This window comes from Streptomyces sp. NBC_00223 (assembly GCF_036199905.1).
Classification (GTDB): Bacteria; Actinomycetota; Actinomycetes; order Streptomycetales; family Streptomycetaceae; genus Actinacidiphila.
Genome location: NZ_CP108109.1, coordinates 5,427,541 through 5,442,404, shown reverse-complemented (window position 1 = coordinate 5,442,404; position 14,864 = coordinate 5,427,541). Strand labels below are relative to the sequence as shown.

The following is a 14,864-nucleotide window of genomic DNA, read 5'->3' as shown; positions in this document are numbered from 1 at the left end:
GCGGGGCTTTCGCATGCCCGGGCGGGGGTTTGCGCACAAGGAAACGCAAGCTACTCTTTTTTGGAAGTCACTCTTATTTGACATGGACTACCGGGAGATCCCGATGACCCGACCCACCCCGGCCACCGCGCCGGAGGCCGACCCGCACGGCGATCCGCGCCGGTGGCTGGCGCTGTGCGCCCTGGTGGCGAGCACCCTCGTCCTCAGCTTCGACATGACGATCCTCAACGTGGCCCTGCCGACCATGGCCGCCCAGATCAACGCCGGCACCGGCGACATGCAGTGGATCGTCGACTCGTACACCGTCGTCTTCGCCGCCGCGATGCTCCCCGCGGGGCTGCTCGGCGACCGCTTCGGCCGCCGCCGGATGCTGGTCACCGGCCTGGCCGTCTTCCTCGCGGGCTCGATGATCGGCACCCTCGCGCACAGCCCCGCGCCCGTCATCGCGGCCCGTACGGTGATGGGCCTGGGCGCGGCCTTCGTGATGCCGCTCGCGCTCTCCGTGATCCCCTCGCTCTTCGGCCCCAAGGACCGGAGCAAGGCGGTCGCCATCACCAGCACCGCGATGGCCTTCGGCATGCCGCTCGGCCCGATCATCGGCGGCGCGCTGCTCGAACACTTCTGGTGGGGCTCGGTCTTCCTGATCAACATCCCGCTGGTCGGCATCAGCATCGTCGCCTGCCTCACGCTGCTGCCCGAGACCCGCGACCCGGCCGCGCCGCGGGTCGGCGTGCTCAGTACGGTGTGCGCCGCCGCGGGCCTGGGCGCGCTGGTCTTCGGCATCATCGAGGCCCCCGACCGGGGCTGGGGCGACCCGCTGGTCCTGGGCACGCTCGCGGTGTCCGTCGCGCTGATCGCCGGTCTCGTGCTGCGCGAGCGCGGCAGTGAACGCCCGATGCTGGACCTGTCCCTGCTGCGCCGGCCGGGCTTCCTGTGGAACGCCGTGGCCGCCACCCTGGTCAGTTTCATCCTCACCGGACTGCTCTTCGTCCTGCCGTCCTATCTGCAGACCGTCCTCGGCAACGACGCGTTCGGCACCGGGGTACGGCTGCTGCCGATGATGGGCGGCCTGATGGTCGCCGCCCGGGTCAGCGGGACGCTCAGCAAGCGGTACGGGCCGCGGCCGGTGATCGCCGCGGGTCTCGTCGTCCTTGCCGCGGCCGCCTTCCTCGGCTCCACGACCGGCGCCGGGGACGGCTACGGCGCCACCGCGACCTGGCTGTCGGTGGCCGGAATCGGCTTCGGCCTGGCGATCGTGCCCTCCATGGACAGCGCGCTCGGCGCACTCCCCCGCGAGCGAGCGGGCAGCGGCGCGGGGCTGCTCCAGACGCTGCGGCAGACCGGTTCCGCGATCGGCGTCGCCATCCTCGGCAGCGTGCTCGCCGCCGGGTACCGGGACCGGCTCGGTACGGACGGGCTGTCGTCGTCCGCCGCGCACACCGCGCGCGAGTCGGTCGTCGGCGCGCACACGGTGGCCGCGAAGCTGGGCGACCGGGCGCTGGCCGTCTCCGCGGACGGCGCGTATCTGCACGGCATGAACGTCACGCTCGTGCTGTGCGGGGTCGCGGCCCTGCTCGCGGCCGGACTGGTGGGGGCGTTCCTGCCGAACCCGCGGAGCCTCACGGCGGAAGGGGGCGGGGAGCCGGTGGCGGCCGCGCCCGTCGCCGCGCGGGGCGCGGATGCCCGACAATGACGCCATGCCCCCTCGCGCCACCGACGCCGCCCCCAAGACCAGCCTGCGGGAACGCAAGAAGGTCAGGACCCGCCAGGCGATCCGCGCGGCCGCCTACCGCCTCTTCGCCGAGCAGGGGTACGACGCCACGACCGTCGACCGGATCGCGGCCGAGTCGGATGTCTCGCCGAGCACGGTCTTCCGGTACTTCCCCACCAAGGAGGACATCGTCCTCACGGACGAGTACGACGACGTCATGGCGGAGGTGCTCCGCAACCGGCCGGCCGAGGAACCTCCGCTGGTCTCCGTCCGGATGGTCATGCACGAGGCACTCGGCCAGGTGCTCAACGACCCCGAGGCCCGGGCCGAGATGGCCCAGCGCGAGGAACTCATCCGCGACGTCCCGGCGATCAGGGCCCGCGCCCACGAGAGCTGGTCGGCGACCGGCCGCCTCCTCGGCGGCGTGATCGCCGAACGCACCGGCCGCCCCGCCGACGACCTGGAGGTCCGCGTCTTCACCGCGGCGGTCTTCGGCGTCCTCCACGAGACGACGCTCTACTGGATCGAGACCAACCGCGAGGGCGACCTCCTCACCCTGATGGACCGCACCCTCCGCATCCTGAACCGCGGCCTGACGATCTAGCGGGGCCCGGGGCGGGGCGCTTCGGCCGGGGTCCGGGAGCCCGGCCGGGGGTTTGGGGCGGAGCCCCGAGGGGGGCCGGGGTCCGGGCGGAGCCCCGGGGGAGGTCGGGAGCCCGGGCGGGGGTCCGGCGGGGTCCGGGGCGGCAGCCCCGAGGGGGGCCGGGGGCTTGCCCCCGGGAAACGGGAAGGGGCGGGGAGGGGAAGGCCCGCCGCAGGCGCACCCCCACCCACCCCACCCACCCGTCGCCCTACGCGGGCCGTGGCCCCGACCAGTCGTCGGACCTCAACTGCACCCGCAAAGCCCGCGGATCCGACGTCGGCGCCTCACACACAAACCGCCGGCACACATAAGCCGCCGCCCTCCCCCCACGCATCCCCCGACGCGCGAGCAGCGGAAACTCCTCCGACCCCTCCTCGCCGACCGCCACCACCGCCCCCGGCGCCACCCCCAGCAGAGCGACCCTGTGCAACTCCCCCGCCAGCGCGTCCCCGACGTCCCCGACCACCGCCACCTCGCGCGGCCCGTCCAGCACCGCCTCCAGCGCCGCCAGCCCCCACCCGATGAACCGCGGCGCCCGCGCCGCCAGCACCCCGACGACCCTCAACGCCCGCTCCGCCGCCTCCCGGTGCGTCTCGGACCCGGTGTGCGCCGCGTACGACAGCAGTGCCCCGGCCGCCGCCGTCCACCCGGACGGCACCGCGTTGTCGGTCGGGTCCTGCGGCCGCCGGATCAGCGCCTCGGCGTCGTCCGCGGTGTCGTACAACGTGCCGTCGTCCGCCGCGAAATGGTGCAGTACGGAGTCCAGCAGCAGCCCGGCGAAGTCCAGCCAGACGCCCTCCCCGGTGACCGAGGCGAGCGCGAGAAAGCCCTCGGCGACGTCGCCGTAGTCCTCCAGCACGCCCGCGTGGCCGCCCGCCACCCCGTCGCGCGAGGTGCGGAAGAGCCGTCCACGGCCGTCCATGTGGACCCGTACCAGCAGATCGGCGGCGTCCACCGCGGCCTGTACGAGGTCGGGCCGGTCGAAGTACGCGCCGGTCTCGGCGAGCGCGGCGATGGCCAGGCCGTTCCAGGCGGCGACCACCTTGTCGTCCCGCCCCGGGCGCGGCCGCCTTGCGCGGGCGGCCAGCAGCCGTTCCCGTACGGAGGCGACCCGGTCGGCGTCCACCACCCCTGCGCCTTGCGGGAGTTGGAGTACGGAGGCGCCCTCCTCGAAGGTGCCCTCGCGGGTCACCCCGAAGTAGGCGGCCGCGAACTGCCCGTCCGTCGAACCGAGTTCGGCGGTCAGTTGCTCCGGCGTCCAGACGTAGAACGCGCCCTCGACATGCCGGCCCGTTCCGTCGTCACTGTCGGCGTCCAGCGCGGAGGCGAACCCGCCTTCCGGCGTGGACAGTTCGGCGATCAGGAAGTCCGCGGTCTCCAGCGCGACCCGGCGGGCCAGATCGGATCCCGTGGACCGCCACAGATGCGCGTAGACCCGGGTGAGCAGCGCGTTGTCGTAGAGCATCTTCTCGAAGTGCGGGACCGTCCAGGTGCTGTCGACGCCGTAACGGGCGAATCCGCCCGCCAGTTGGTCGTAGATCCCGCCGCGGGCCATCGCCTCGCACGTGTCGCGGGCCATCCGCAGCGCGCTCTCCTCGCCGGTGCGGGCGTGGTGGCGCAGCAGGAACTCCAGCGCCATCGACGGTGGGAACTTGGGCGCCCCGCCGAATCCGCCGTGCCGCTCGTCGTAGGTGCGGGTCAGCCCGGCCAGCGCGGCGGCCGCCTCGTCCTCGCCGACCTCGCCCGACGCCTCGCCGTACGCCCCCGCGCGTTCGGTCAACTCCCGTACGATGCGCGCCGCGGCCTCGCCGACCTCGTCGCGGCGGTCCCGCCAGGCCGCGACGACACCCTGGAGGACGTCCGTGAAGCCGGGCAGCCCCTGCCGGCCGCGCGGCGGGAAGTACGTACCGAAGTAGAACGGCTCGCCGTCCGGGGTGAGGAAGACCGTCATCGGCCAGCCGCCCTGGCCGGTGGCCGCCTGCACGGCCTCCATGTACACCGCGTCGACGTCCGGCCGCTCCTCGCGGTCCACCTTCACGGCGACGAAGTGGGCGTTGAGATACGCGGCGGTCGCCTGGTCCTCGAAGGACTCGTGGGCCATCACATGGCACCAGTGGCAACTGCTGTACCCCACGCTGAGCAGCACGGGGACCCCGCGCTTGCGGGCCTCCTCGAACGCCTCCTCCCCCCACGGCCACCAGTCCACGGGGTTGGTCGCGTGCTGCAACAGATAGGGCGAAGTCGCGTCACCGAGTCGGTTCACCCCGGCATCGTTTCACGACCGGCACCGTCCGGCCCACATGACGAAGCCGGGCCCCAGGAGTAGGAAGTCGTAGCACGTAGTGATGGGGGGCCGGTGGCTGCTCGGGGGCTTGATTACGCGTGAGTGGCAGGCGGCAACCAGACCACCTCGTGGCCCTTCGCCGCTCCTCCGACGTCAGCGGAACCGTGTACGGCCGGATCTCCGCGTACCGCACCCGCGACTCCGTGCGCGCGGTACGCCCAGGCTCCGGCCCGGACGGCCACGGCCGTCCGGGGCAGCCTTTGGGACGCGCCGAACAGATGACGGGCCCCAACGGCGTTCGGCCGGGTCCTGAAGGACCCGGCCGAAGTTCCGAACCCGGAGACCGGTCGGCGAACCGCTGCTAGCCGATCAGCTTCCAGGGGCCGTTCGCGGCGCCCGGGGCCTGGTTGCGGGTGTACCACTGGGCCACATAGGTGTCGCCCTGGTAGGTGACCTTGTCACCGGTGTTGTACACCATGCTGGTGGTCCACGGCGCGATCCCGCCGGGGCCGGGGGGCGCCACCTCCAGCCACGGGCCGGTGGGGTCGCCGGGGGCCTGGTTCCGGGTGTACCAGTCGGCCTTGTAGGTGGCGCCGTGGTAGACGACCGTGTCACCGGTGTTGAAGGTCCGGGAGGCGGTCCAGAGGGCGGTGCCGCCCTCCGTCATGGCGATCTCCTGCCAGGGCCCCTGCGGGTCACCCGGCTTCTGGTTCTGGGTGTACCAGGAGGCCGTGAACAACGCGCCCTGGTAGGAGACCTCGTCGCCGCTGTTGTACACCTTCGACGCGCTCCAGGCCGCCGGGAGGACCACGGTCACGGTAACGGTCCGGATCTCCGGGGTGAGCAGGTCGCTGCCCGAGTACGAGGCCAGCAGCACATGGGTGCCCGCGGCGAGGCCGACCGGCAGGGTGAAGCGGGCGGCGCCGTCGGCCAGAGCCGCCGAACCGCGCTGGGTGCTGCCCTCGGTGAGGGTGACCGTGCCGGTGGCCGGCAGACCGGGGGAGCCGACCGACACCGCGACCGTGGCGGCCGTGCCGTACGCCGAGGTCACATCCTCGGCGGTCATCGTCGGGCTGACCGGCACGATCGCGGGGATCACCGACTGCTGACGTTGCTCCACGTTTCCGGCGACGTCCGTCGAGCGGTAGCCGACGGTCTGGTCGGCGTGCCCCGGGGTCACCGTGAACGGCGCGGTGTAGGCCGTCCAGTCGCCGTTCCCGAGCCGGTACTCGGTGCCGGCCACGCCGGAGCCGGCGTCGGCGGCGGTGAGGGTCACCGTCACCGGGGCGACGACGGTCGCACCCGGCCGGGTGTCCGCGGTGGTGCTGGGCGCGGTGCGGTCGACCTTGACCGGCACCGCGACCGGGTCCGAGACATGGCCCGCCTTGTCGGTGGCCCGGAACCAGTAGGTCCGGTCACCGTCCGGCGCCTTCAACGGGGCGGTGTAGGCCGTCCAGTCGCCGTCGCCGACCCGGTACTCCAGCACCGGGGGCAGCCCCGAGTCGTCGGTGGCGGTGGCCGAGACGGTGGGGGCGGAGACGTACCAGCCGCCCTGCCCGTCGGGGGTGCCCGGGGTGACCGTCGGGGTGACGGTCGGCGGCAGGTCGGCCGAGGTGATCACGACGGTGGCCCGCGCGGTCACGGTGAAGCCGTAGTCATCGGTCCCGGTGACGGTGACCGGGTAGCTGCCGGTCGCCGAGGTGTCGACCCGGGAGAGGTCGACGTCGATCGACCCGCTGACGTTGAGTGAGCCGCCCAGGCCGTCCAGCACCTGGGCCTTGGTCAGGCCGAGCCCGTCCAGCGGGACCGAGCTGTTGCCGAGCCTGAGCGTGACGACCGGCACCACCTTCACCGTCACCGCGACCGGGTCGGAGACCGCGCCGTCCTTGCTCGCGGTCACCAGCACGGTGTAGGCGCCCACCGTGCCGGCCTTGACGTTGCCGGAGTCGACGCTGACGGTCGCGTCGGCCGGGTCGGTGCCGATGCCGAGGGCGCTGCTCAGCGCCGCGTCGTCAGCGGGTCCGTGGCCGACCTGGTAGACGAGCGCCTTCTGAGCCACCGTCACCGTGGGGGCCGCCACCGGGGGCAGCGGGGTGCCGAGGGTGAAGGTGCTGACGACGGCGGTGTGGTCGCTGGTCCAGGCGTTGTCGGCGACGTCGGTGGCCGACGGCCAGCCCGCGACCAGGGTATTGGAGCCGAGCAGGTGCAGGTCGGCACCGGCGTAGTCGACGTAGTCGATCCGGTCCTGCGGTTCGTCGCCGCCGGTGACCGGGTCGGTCCCGACGATCGGCGACCAGGTGGTGCCCGGGTCGGCCGCCGGGTCGGGATGGGCCTGCCGGAACGAGTCGGTCAGGCCGGTGCCGGTGATGACGTCGGGGACGGGCCAGTCGACCGCGCCGATCCCGCAGTGGGAGTCCGCCGTCGCCGTGGTCCAGTCGGACGCCGAGGGGGAGGCCAGGTCGCCGAGGAACAGCACCGGGGTGCTGTCGGCGGCGGCGACGTCGGACGTGAGCTCCGCGGCGATCGCGGTGGCCTGGGCGTAGCGGGTGGCGGCCTTCTCGGCGGCGACGATCGCCGACGCGGTGGTGCCGGTGGTGGCACATGCCCGCTCCGGGCCGTAGCCGCTCTCGTCGAGCGCGGCGTTCCAGACCCTGACGTTCTTTCCGGCCACACTGACCGTCACCCCGACGGCGGGTGCGGTCCCGGTCGCGGCGACCACGTCGCTGGAGGAGACCGGGTAGGCCGAGAGGATGCCGAGGCCGCCCGTGCCCTCGTAGTCGTACCAGCCGAGCGCCTGGGCGAGCCGGTGTGCGACGGTGCCGCCGTCCTCCTGGACCGCGACCACGTCGAGGCCGTTGTTGGCGATGACGGTGAGGTCCTTCAGCAGCGAGTCGTTGACATGGCTGCCGGCGTCCCAGAGATTCCAGGTCGCGGCGGCGAGCCGCGGCGCGTCGTCGGCCGCGATGACCGGGATCTCGACGGTGAGCTGCGAGGTGGTGGTCCCGTCGGTCGCCTTCACGGTGATGGTGCCGGGGTGCTGCGGGGCGGTGCCCGGCGCGGTGCCGCTGACCGTGCCGTTGGCGTCGACGCTCAGCCAGGAGTCACCGCCGACCTTCTTGTAGGAGGTGACCGTGCCGCCGTTCCACAGGCCCGCGACCGGCTGGGAGACCGTCGCGTTCACCCGCGCCTGCGGAGCGTGGAAGGTGTCGGTGACGAAGCCCTGCGCCACGGTGGAGACCGGGGTGGTGATGTCCACTGTCGACTCGTCGGGGAGCACGGTGGAGGCGGGCTTGGTGGCCTTGTAGTCGTTGGCGACCTGGGCCGCCGGGATCGCCCGGTTGTAGAAGTCGAAGTCGTCGACCAGGGCGTCGGAGGAGGCGGAGTAGCTGCCGGTGCCGTCCTGTCCGATCGCGAACGGCAGGCCGGAGGCGAGGTTGCTGGCCGAGGTCAGCTGGCCGGACTTGGAGGTGGTGGACAGGGCGCCGTCGACGTAGTAGCTGACGGTCTGTGCGCCGCGGTCCACCACCACCGTGAGGTAGTGCCAGTTGCCTTGCAGCGCGGTGGTGTCGGTGGTCGTGTACTGGCGTCCGCTGCCGGTCGGCTGGCCCCAGCAGACGATGGTGTTCGAGGTACCGGAGGAGTGGTAGAGCGTCAGCCCCGCGTTGTAGCAGGCGCTGGAGTTCTGGTTGCTCACCAGCGGGCTGTCGCCGGTCTCGCCGTACTCGCCCCACCACAGCGAGAACGAGTAGTCGGCCGAGCCGTCGGTCTGCGCGGCGGTCAGCGGAAGCCGGACGAAGTTGCTGCCCGAGCTGACGTGCGCGGCCCGGCCGGAGAAGCTCTTGGCGTAGGTGGCGGTGCCCTTCCAGGAACCGTTGCCGCCCTGGCCCGAACTGTCGGTGACGACGCCGTTCTTGTCGGCGTCGAAGTCGTAGGACACCACCGGGGCGATGGCGTCGCCGGCCGCCCGGACCCGGCCCCACACCGCGTACAGGGTGACCTTTCCGTCGGCCGTCGCGGTCAGGTTGCTGACGCTCTGTCCTTCGGTGTAGGCGGGCTTGCCGGTGGGGCTGGTCGCCCAGCCGAGGAAGGCGTCGCCGCTGCGGGTGAAGCCGTTGGCGGTGAGCGCGGCGGCCTTGTCGTAACTGAAGGACTGCGCGGCGGTGGACCCGCCGGTCGCGCCGTTGCCGTCGAAGGCGACGGTGTAATGGTTCGGCGTGGACACCGCCTTGATGACGACGTTCTGCGACGGCATGGTGAAGCTGCCGTCGGCGGCAACGGTCAGCCCGGCCGGGGAGACCGTCTGCCAGGTGGAGGAGTAGCCGGTGGCCGGGTGGGCGGTCAGCGTCACCTTGGTGCCGGGGGCGGTCCAGCCGCCGGTCGGGTCGGTGGAGGAGCTCACCGTGACGTGGCTGTCGCCGCTGTCGCTGACCTGGAACGAACCGGCCGTGACCCACTGGGCGTAGAGGGTGACCGCGCCGTCGGCGGCGGCGCTGAGGTTCTTGACGGTGGCCTGGTCGGTGTAGGTCAGCGCGCCGTTCGGGCTGGTGCTCCAGCCGACGAACTGCTTGCCGGTGTCGGTGAAGCCGTTCGCGGTGAGCGCGGCGGACTGGTCGTAGGTCAGCTTCTGCGCGGGCGTGGAGCCGCCGTCCGCGCCGTTGCCGTTGTACGTCACCGTGTAGGTGTTCGGCGTGAAGGTGGCCTTGACGGTGACGGCGCTGCCGGGCGCGGTGAAGCCGCCCTTGCTGGTGACCGCCAGCGTGGACGGGATCACCGGGACCCAGGCGTCGAAGCTGTAGCCCGTGTCGGGTGTCGCGGTCAGCGTGTCGGAGGTGCCCGCGGCCGGGGCGAGCACGGAGGCCGTGCCGGTGCCGTGGCCGTCGTTGGTGACCGTCACCGGGAAGTGGGTGGCCGGGTTGGTCGCGGCGTAGTCGGCCGCGATCTGGTCGGCGGTGATGGCCTGGTTGTAGAAGTTGAAGTCGTCGACGAGGGCGTCGTCGGTGCCGGTGTAGGTGCCGGTCCCGTCCTGGCCGATCCTGATCGGTTTGCCCGAGTTGAAGTTCGCCGCGGTGGCGCCGGAGACGGTCGAGGTGGACGAGAACAGCACGCCGTCGACGTAGTAGTCGTAGGTGTGCGCGGTGCTGTCCTCCACCACCGCCAGGTAGTGCCACCCGTTCTGGATCGAGGCGGTACGGGTGGTGGTGTAGGTCTTGGCCCCGTTGACGGCGAAGCAGGAGCGCTGCTGGTAGGTGCCGCTGAGGTGGTAGAAGGTGAAGCCCGGGTTGGCGCAGGAGGCGAAGTCCTGGTTCGCGACCATCGGGGCGTCGGAGGTCTCCGCGTTGTCGTACCACCAGGTCTCGTAGGAGAAGCTGCCCGAGCCGTCGGTCTTCCCCGCCACCTTGGGCAGGCTCACGAAGTTCTTCCCCGCGCTGATGTGCAGGGCCTTGCCGGAGACGCCGGGCGCGTAGCCCGGCGTGCCGCTCCACGCACCGTTGTTGGACTGGCCGGAGCTGTCGACCACGGTCGAGCCGGAGTCGCTGTCGAAGGTGTAGGACACCACCGGTACGACGGCGTCACGCGAGTCGTGGGTCGGGTCGGCCGAGGCCGTCTGGGCCAGCGACAGCGCGAGGCCCGAGCTGATCAGCACGGCCGAGAGGCCGGCGGCGACGGTGCGCGGCAGGGGTCTGCGCGCCGGGGGACGGAAATCTGGGGGCCGAAAGGCCATGGGGACTCCAGGGAGGAGGGGCAGGGTTGGTGCGGGTCCGGAGAGGGTGCGAGTGGGTGGGCGGGACCGGGTCAGGCGGTGAGCTGGGCGATCCGTCCGGCGTAGCGGTGGGTCCAGCCGGTGCCGGTGTCGGCGGTCATGACGACGTCGTAGTAGCCCTCGGAAGTGGGCCAGCTGACCGTCTTGGACGCGCCCGCCGCGACCCAGTAGTCCTGGGTGCCGCCGACGTGGTCGTTGGCGGTCAGGGTGTAGTGGACCTGCTGGAGGCCGTCGTTGTGCAGCGTGATCGTCACGGTCGGGTCGGTCCCGGCCACGAGGGCCACCTCGGCCCGGGGCACCCCGGCGTTGTTCTGCCCGGCGGGCAGGACCGTGCCGGCGTGGGAGCGGACGAAGCCGTCCGGGCCGTAGACCGAGAACGCGTACCGGCCCTGGTAGGCCGCGGCGTTCCAGGCGTAGCTGCGCGGCGCGGCGGCGGTCACCGTGAACGGCGTGTTGGTGAACGCCTTGTACTTGTCCGGGAACACCTGGAAGCTGACGCCCTTGCCGGTGGGGCCGCCGACCAGGCTCATGTTCGCGGTCACCGTGCCGGTGCCGCGGTTCTCGGTGAAGGTGCCGTGCGGGTGGAACGACAGCGGGCGGGGGCGCAGCGGCGGGTAGTCGGTCCACTGGTCGTCGGCCGGCACCTGGGTCTTGATGGTGCCGCCGGCCCTGGCGATCGCGACCAGGGCCGCGGTGTCCGGCAGCGACGGGGTGCCCAGGACCGGGTGGGCGAAGTCGATGGCGCTGGTCAGGTCGCCGCTGATGACGCGCCGCCAGTCGGTGATCACGGTGCTCCTGGCGGGGGTGCCCATCGAGGCGGTCCACACCTCCAGGAAGCGGGTCACCGAGGTGTGGTCGAAGACCTCGGAGTTCACCCAGCCGCCCCGGGTCCACGGCGAGACCAGGGTCATCGGCACCCGCGCGCCGTAGCCGATCGGGGTGCTCCCCGAGTACTCGTTGGCGGTCCCGGCCTCCGGGAACGGCGGCAGGACGTGGTCGAAGTAGCCGTCGTTCTCATCGAAGTTGAGGATCAGCAGGGTGTGGTTCCAGATGTCCGGGTTGCTCTGCAGCGCCTTGATCACCCGGTTCGTGTAGTGGGCGCCGTGCTCCGGGTTGGCGGACGGGTGCTCGGACCACTGGTACGGCGAGACGATGTAGGAGACCTGCGGCAGCGGGTACCGCGCGCCGGGCGCGCAGGCCGCGATGAAGTCGCCGAGGACGCCGTTGAGGTTGGTGTCGCTGTCGTTGTCGGGCAGGCCGTCGGGGGCGTAGGGGAAGGAGTTGGCCCGCCACACCAGGCCGGTGCCGGGGGCGGTCTTGGTGGCGTCGGCGAGGTTGGCCGCGCTGGGGGTGAAGGCGGCGAAGCCGCGGATCGGGCTGTCCTGGTAGTCGCCGCGCCAGCCGTCGCCGTTGTTGTTGTCGACGTAGATGCGCCAGGACACGCCGGCTGCCTGCAACGCCTCGGGGTAGGTCTGCCAGGCCCGGTTGCCCGAGGTCTCGCCGCCGTTGGCGGTGATCCCGTTGGAGGTGCCGGTCCACAGGTGCAGCCGGTTCGGCGTGGTCGGACCGGCTACCGAGCAGTGGTAGTGGTCGCACACGGTGTAGTTGCTGGCCAGCGACCACTGCCAGGGGATCTCGTCCCCTGTGAGGTAGTTCATCGTCGAACTGCCCTTGGCCGGGACCCAGTTGTTGTACCGGCCGCCGTTCCAGGCGGAGATGCCGGTGCCGTAGTCGTGGGCCAGCCCGGTGGTCGTCGCGGAGACGGTGGTGACGTGGTGGGGCTTGACCGTGCTCGATCCGCTGGGCTGCGAGAAGACGTCGGTGCCGTCCTGGAACCGCAGCGCCTGCTTGTCGTTGAAACCGCGGACCCCCGGCATCGCCCCGTAGTAGTGGTCGAAGGCGCGGTTCTCCTGCATCAGGATCACCACGTGCTTGAGGTCCGCCATGGTGCCGGAGTAGCCCTCGGGCAGGACGAAGTTCGCGGGGACGGGTGCCCGGCCGCCGGAGGCCGCCCAGCCGGCCGCGCCGCTGGCGGCCACGGCCGTGGCACCGCCGAACAGGCCCATGGCCTTGAGCATGCCGCGCCGGGAGAGGCCGGACCGCAGAACCGACTGCGGGACGACGACTTCCTGCGGCGAGTCGGTGGAGGGGGAAGGCTCGGGGTGGGTCGTCATCGGACGCTCCTGATACGCGTGAACTGTGAAGTCGGATACAGCTCAGATCAGAAGCGTGGCGAGTGAAGGAATCGTGAACATGACGAGTCCACCCACTGAGGGAATGCCCACCGCGACCGATTGGATCGCCGACTGCGCGCAGTGGGTCACTCACCCGTGCGGCGGCAGGAACGTCCTGGCGATGTCCCCGGCCCTGATGTCGAACGCCACCACGTCGGCCAGATAGCGGTCGACCGCGATCTCGGCCAGCAGCCCGTCCGGGGTCGCCGAGCTCCGGCTCACCTGGAGCAACGGACTCGACCGGCGCAGGCCCAGCAGCCGGGCGTCGTCGCTGGACGCCGCCACCGCCTCGATCCGGTGGTCCCCCAGCACCACCCGCACCCCGGCGGCGTCCAACTCCCCGAAGAGGGACGGCACGTCATCGGGCACCGCGTCCACCGACGGCACCACCCACGGCGCCCAGGTCGACCGTTCGACCATCACCGCCCGGCCGTCCAGGGTGCGCACCCGGGTGGTGCGCAGGAGGTCCTCGCCCAGGCCGATACCGAGCAGCCGTGCCTCGCGCGGGGTCGCGTTGCCGCGCTCCCTGCGCACGATCCGCCCGCCGAACTCGCGCCCGTGCTCGGCGGCCCACCGCGAGAAGGTGCGCATCTCCCCCACGGTCTGCGCCTGCTGCCCGTCCTGGACCAGCCAGCCCGAGTTCGGCCGCGACACCAGCACCCCGCGCCGGGCCAGCGCGGCCAGGGCGGTGCGCACTCTCGTCCGGGTCGTCCCGTACTGGTCGGCCAGCGCCTGCTCGCTGGGCAGCCTGCGACCGGCGCCGTACACCCCCTCGGCGATCCGCAGTTCGATGTCCGCCGCGATGGCCGCATGCTCCCACCTGCGGATTCCGCCGCCGGGCGTCACAGGGACACGTCCTACTCCACCTTCTTGTCGCCGACAGGGGGCCGAAGGCTAACAGCTCTCCGTGACGGGAAACTGTCGTCGTGGCCGGGTGAAGGTGGGAGGTGAAGTTCCTCCCTGAACATGGACAGCGGGCGCTTACGACGTGGTGCGCGGAAGCGGTCGCAGCTCTGTCGTGACATGAAGAGAGCCGTGCGGGTGGGTGTTGCTGTGACGCGACACCTGGCCCGCACGGCCTTGTCCCCTCGTATCCGCACCGGCCTGGTACCGGCTGGTGCGGCGCGGTGTGGTCAGCTGCCGGTCGCGGACTTCCAGGCGTCGACGTACTGGGACAGATTCGTGTCGATGTCCTTCCAGTCCGGGGTGAAGACGTCCACGCCCGACATGATCTTCTGGAGCTCCACCGCGTTGGGGTCGGTCGCGGCGACGTCGGTGCGGGCGGCGAACCCGCCGCCGACGGAGGACACCTCCTGCTGGACGTCCTTGGTCAGCAGGAAGTCGAGCAGCTTCTTGCCGGCGTCCTGGTGCGGGCCGTCCTTGACCAGGCCGGCGGCGTACGGCAGCGCGAAGGTGGTCGGCTTGCCGCCGCTGTCGGCGGCGGGGAAGAAGATGCCCTGGTGGGGCATGGAGGACATGTCGGCGAAGTTCATCTGCACGTCGCCGTTGGCGACCAGGAGTTCGCCCTTGTCGACCTTCGCGGCGAGCTGGCCGGTGGAGGCGGACGGGCCGACATTGTTGGCCTGGAGCTTCTTCAGATAGTCCATGGCCGGTCCCTGGCCGCCGAAGTCGTGCATCGCCTTGACGACCACGGCGGTTCCGTCGCCCGCGATGCCGGGGGTGGAGTACTGCAGCTTGTTCTTGAACTTCCCCGCGAGCAGATCGTTCCAGGTCTTGGGCGGCTCGGGGAGTTCTTTGGTGTTGTAGATGAAGCAGAGGTAGTTGTTGACGACGGACGTCCACTTCCCGGTGGCGTCCTTGTCGGCCGCGGCGACCTGCTCGGAGCCGGCCGGCTTGTACGCCGTCAGCAGGCCCTTGCCGTCCGCCTGCTGGATGAAGGGCGGCAGGGTGACGATCAGGTCGGCCTTGGTGTTCGACTTCTCGCGGACCAGGCGCTGCACCATCTCGCCCGAACCGCCTTCGACGTAGTTGACCTTGATGCCGGTCTTCGCGGTGAAGTCCTTGAACACCTTGTCGTAGAAGCCGTCCCCGGCGTCGGAGTGCAGGCCGTCCGCGCTGTAGACGGTCACCTCGGTGGAGGGCTTGCCGCTGTCGGCGGTGTCGGCGGAGGAGGAGCCGCAGGCGGTGAGGGCGGCTCCCAGCGTGAGGGCTCCCGTGACGGCGGTGAAGGTGATGAGGAAACGGTTGCGCTCGGGCATGGCAGTACGTAC

General features: G+C 71.6%; 7 protein-coding genes. 2 read left to right on the top strand and 5 right to left on the bottom strand.

What is annotated here, in order from left to right; translation table 11 throughout:
• Window positions 1-103 precede the first annotated feature (103 nt).
• Window positions 104-1,693 carry an MFS transporter gene (locus OHA30_RS23170; RefSeq protein ID WP_328915785.1) on the top strand — a complete coding sequence of 530 codons (1,590 nt, stop codon included), beginning with the start codon at window positions 104-106 and terminating at the stop codon, window positions 1,691-1,693.
• Between the two features lie 4 nt (window positions 1,694-1,697).
• Window positions 1,698-2,315 carry a TetR/AcrR family transcriptional regulator gene (locus tag OHA30_RS23165; protein WP_328915784.1) on the top strand — a complete coding sequence of 206 codons (618 nt, stop codon included), beginning with the start codon at window positions 1,698-1,700 and terminating at the stop codon, window positions 2,313-2,315.
• A gap of 247 nt (window positions 2,316-2,562) precedes the next feature.
• On the opposite strand, the gene OHA30_RS23160 is transcribed toward OHA30_RS23165, so the two are convergent.
• The 5 genes from OHA30_RS23160 to OHA30_RS23140 form a co-directional block, all read right to left on the bottom strand.
• The gene (locus OHA30_RS23160) at window positions 2,563-4,617 is read right to left on the bottom strand and encodes a thioredoxin domain-containing protein (RefSeq protein ID WP_328915783.1); all 2,055 of its coding nucleotides are present in this window, start codon (window positions 4,615-4,617) and stop codon (window positions 2,563-2,565) included.
• A gap of 382 nt (window positions 4,618-4,999) precedes the next feature.
• Entirely contained in the window at window positions 5,000-10,360 is a 5,361-nt protein-coding gene (locus OHA30_RS23155) for a LamG-like jellyroll fold domain-containing protein (RefSeq protein ID WP_328915782.1), read from the bottom strand.
• Between the two features lie 71 nt (window positions 10,361-10,431).
• Window positions 10,432-12,573, bottom strand: a complete 2,142-nt coding sequence (locus tag OHA30_RS23150) for an alkaline phosphatase family protein (RefSeq protein WP_328915781.1) — start codon at window positions 12,571-12,573, stop codon at window positions 10,432-10,434.
• Between the two features lie 150 nt (window positions 12,574-12,723).
• On the bottom strand, window positions 12,724-13,479 hold the full coding sequence (locus tag OHA30_RS23145) for a GntR family transcriptional regulator (protein ID WP_328915780.1): 756 nt from the start codon (window positions 13,477-13,479) through the stop codon (window positions 12,724-12,726).
• Window positions 13,480-13,766: 287 nt separating this feature from the next.
• Window positions 13,767-14,852 carry a 2-aminoethylphosphonate ABC transporter substrate-binding protein gene (locus OHA30_RS23140; RefSeq protein WP_328915779.1) on the bottom strand — a complete coding sequence of 362 codons (1,086 nt, stop codon included), beginning with the start codon at window positions 14,850-14,852 and terminating at the stop codon, window positions 13,767-13,769.
• Window positions 14,853-14,864: the final 12 nt, after the last annotated feature.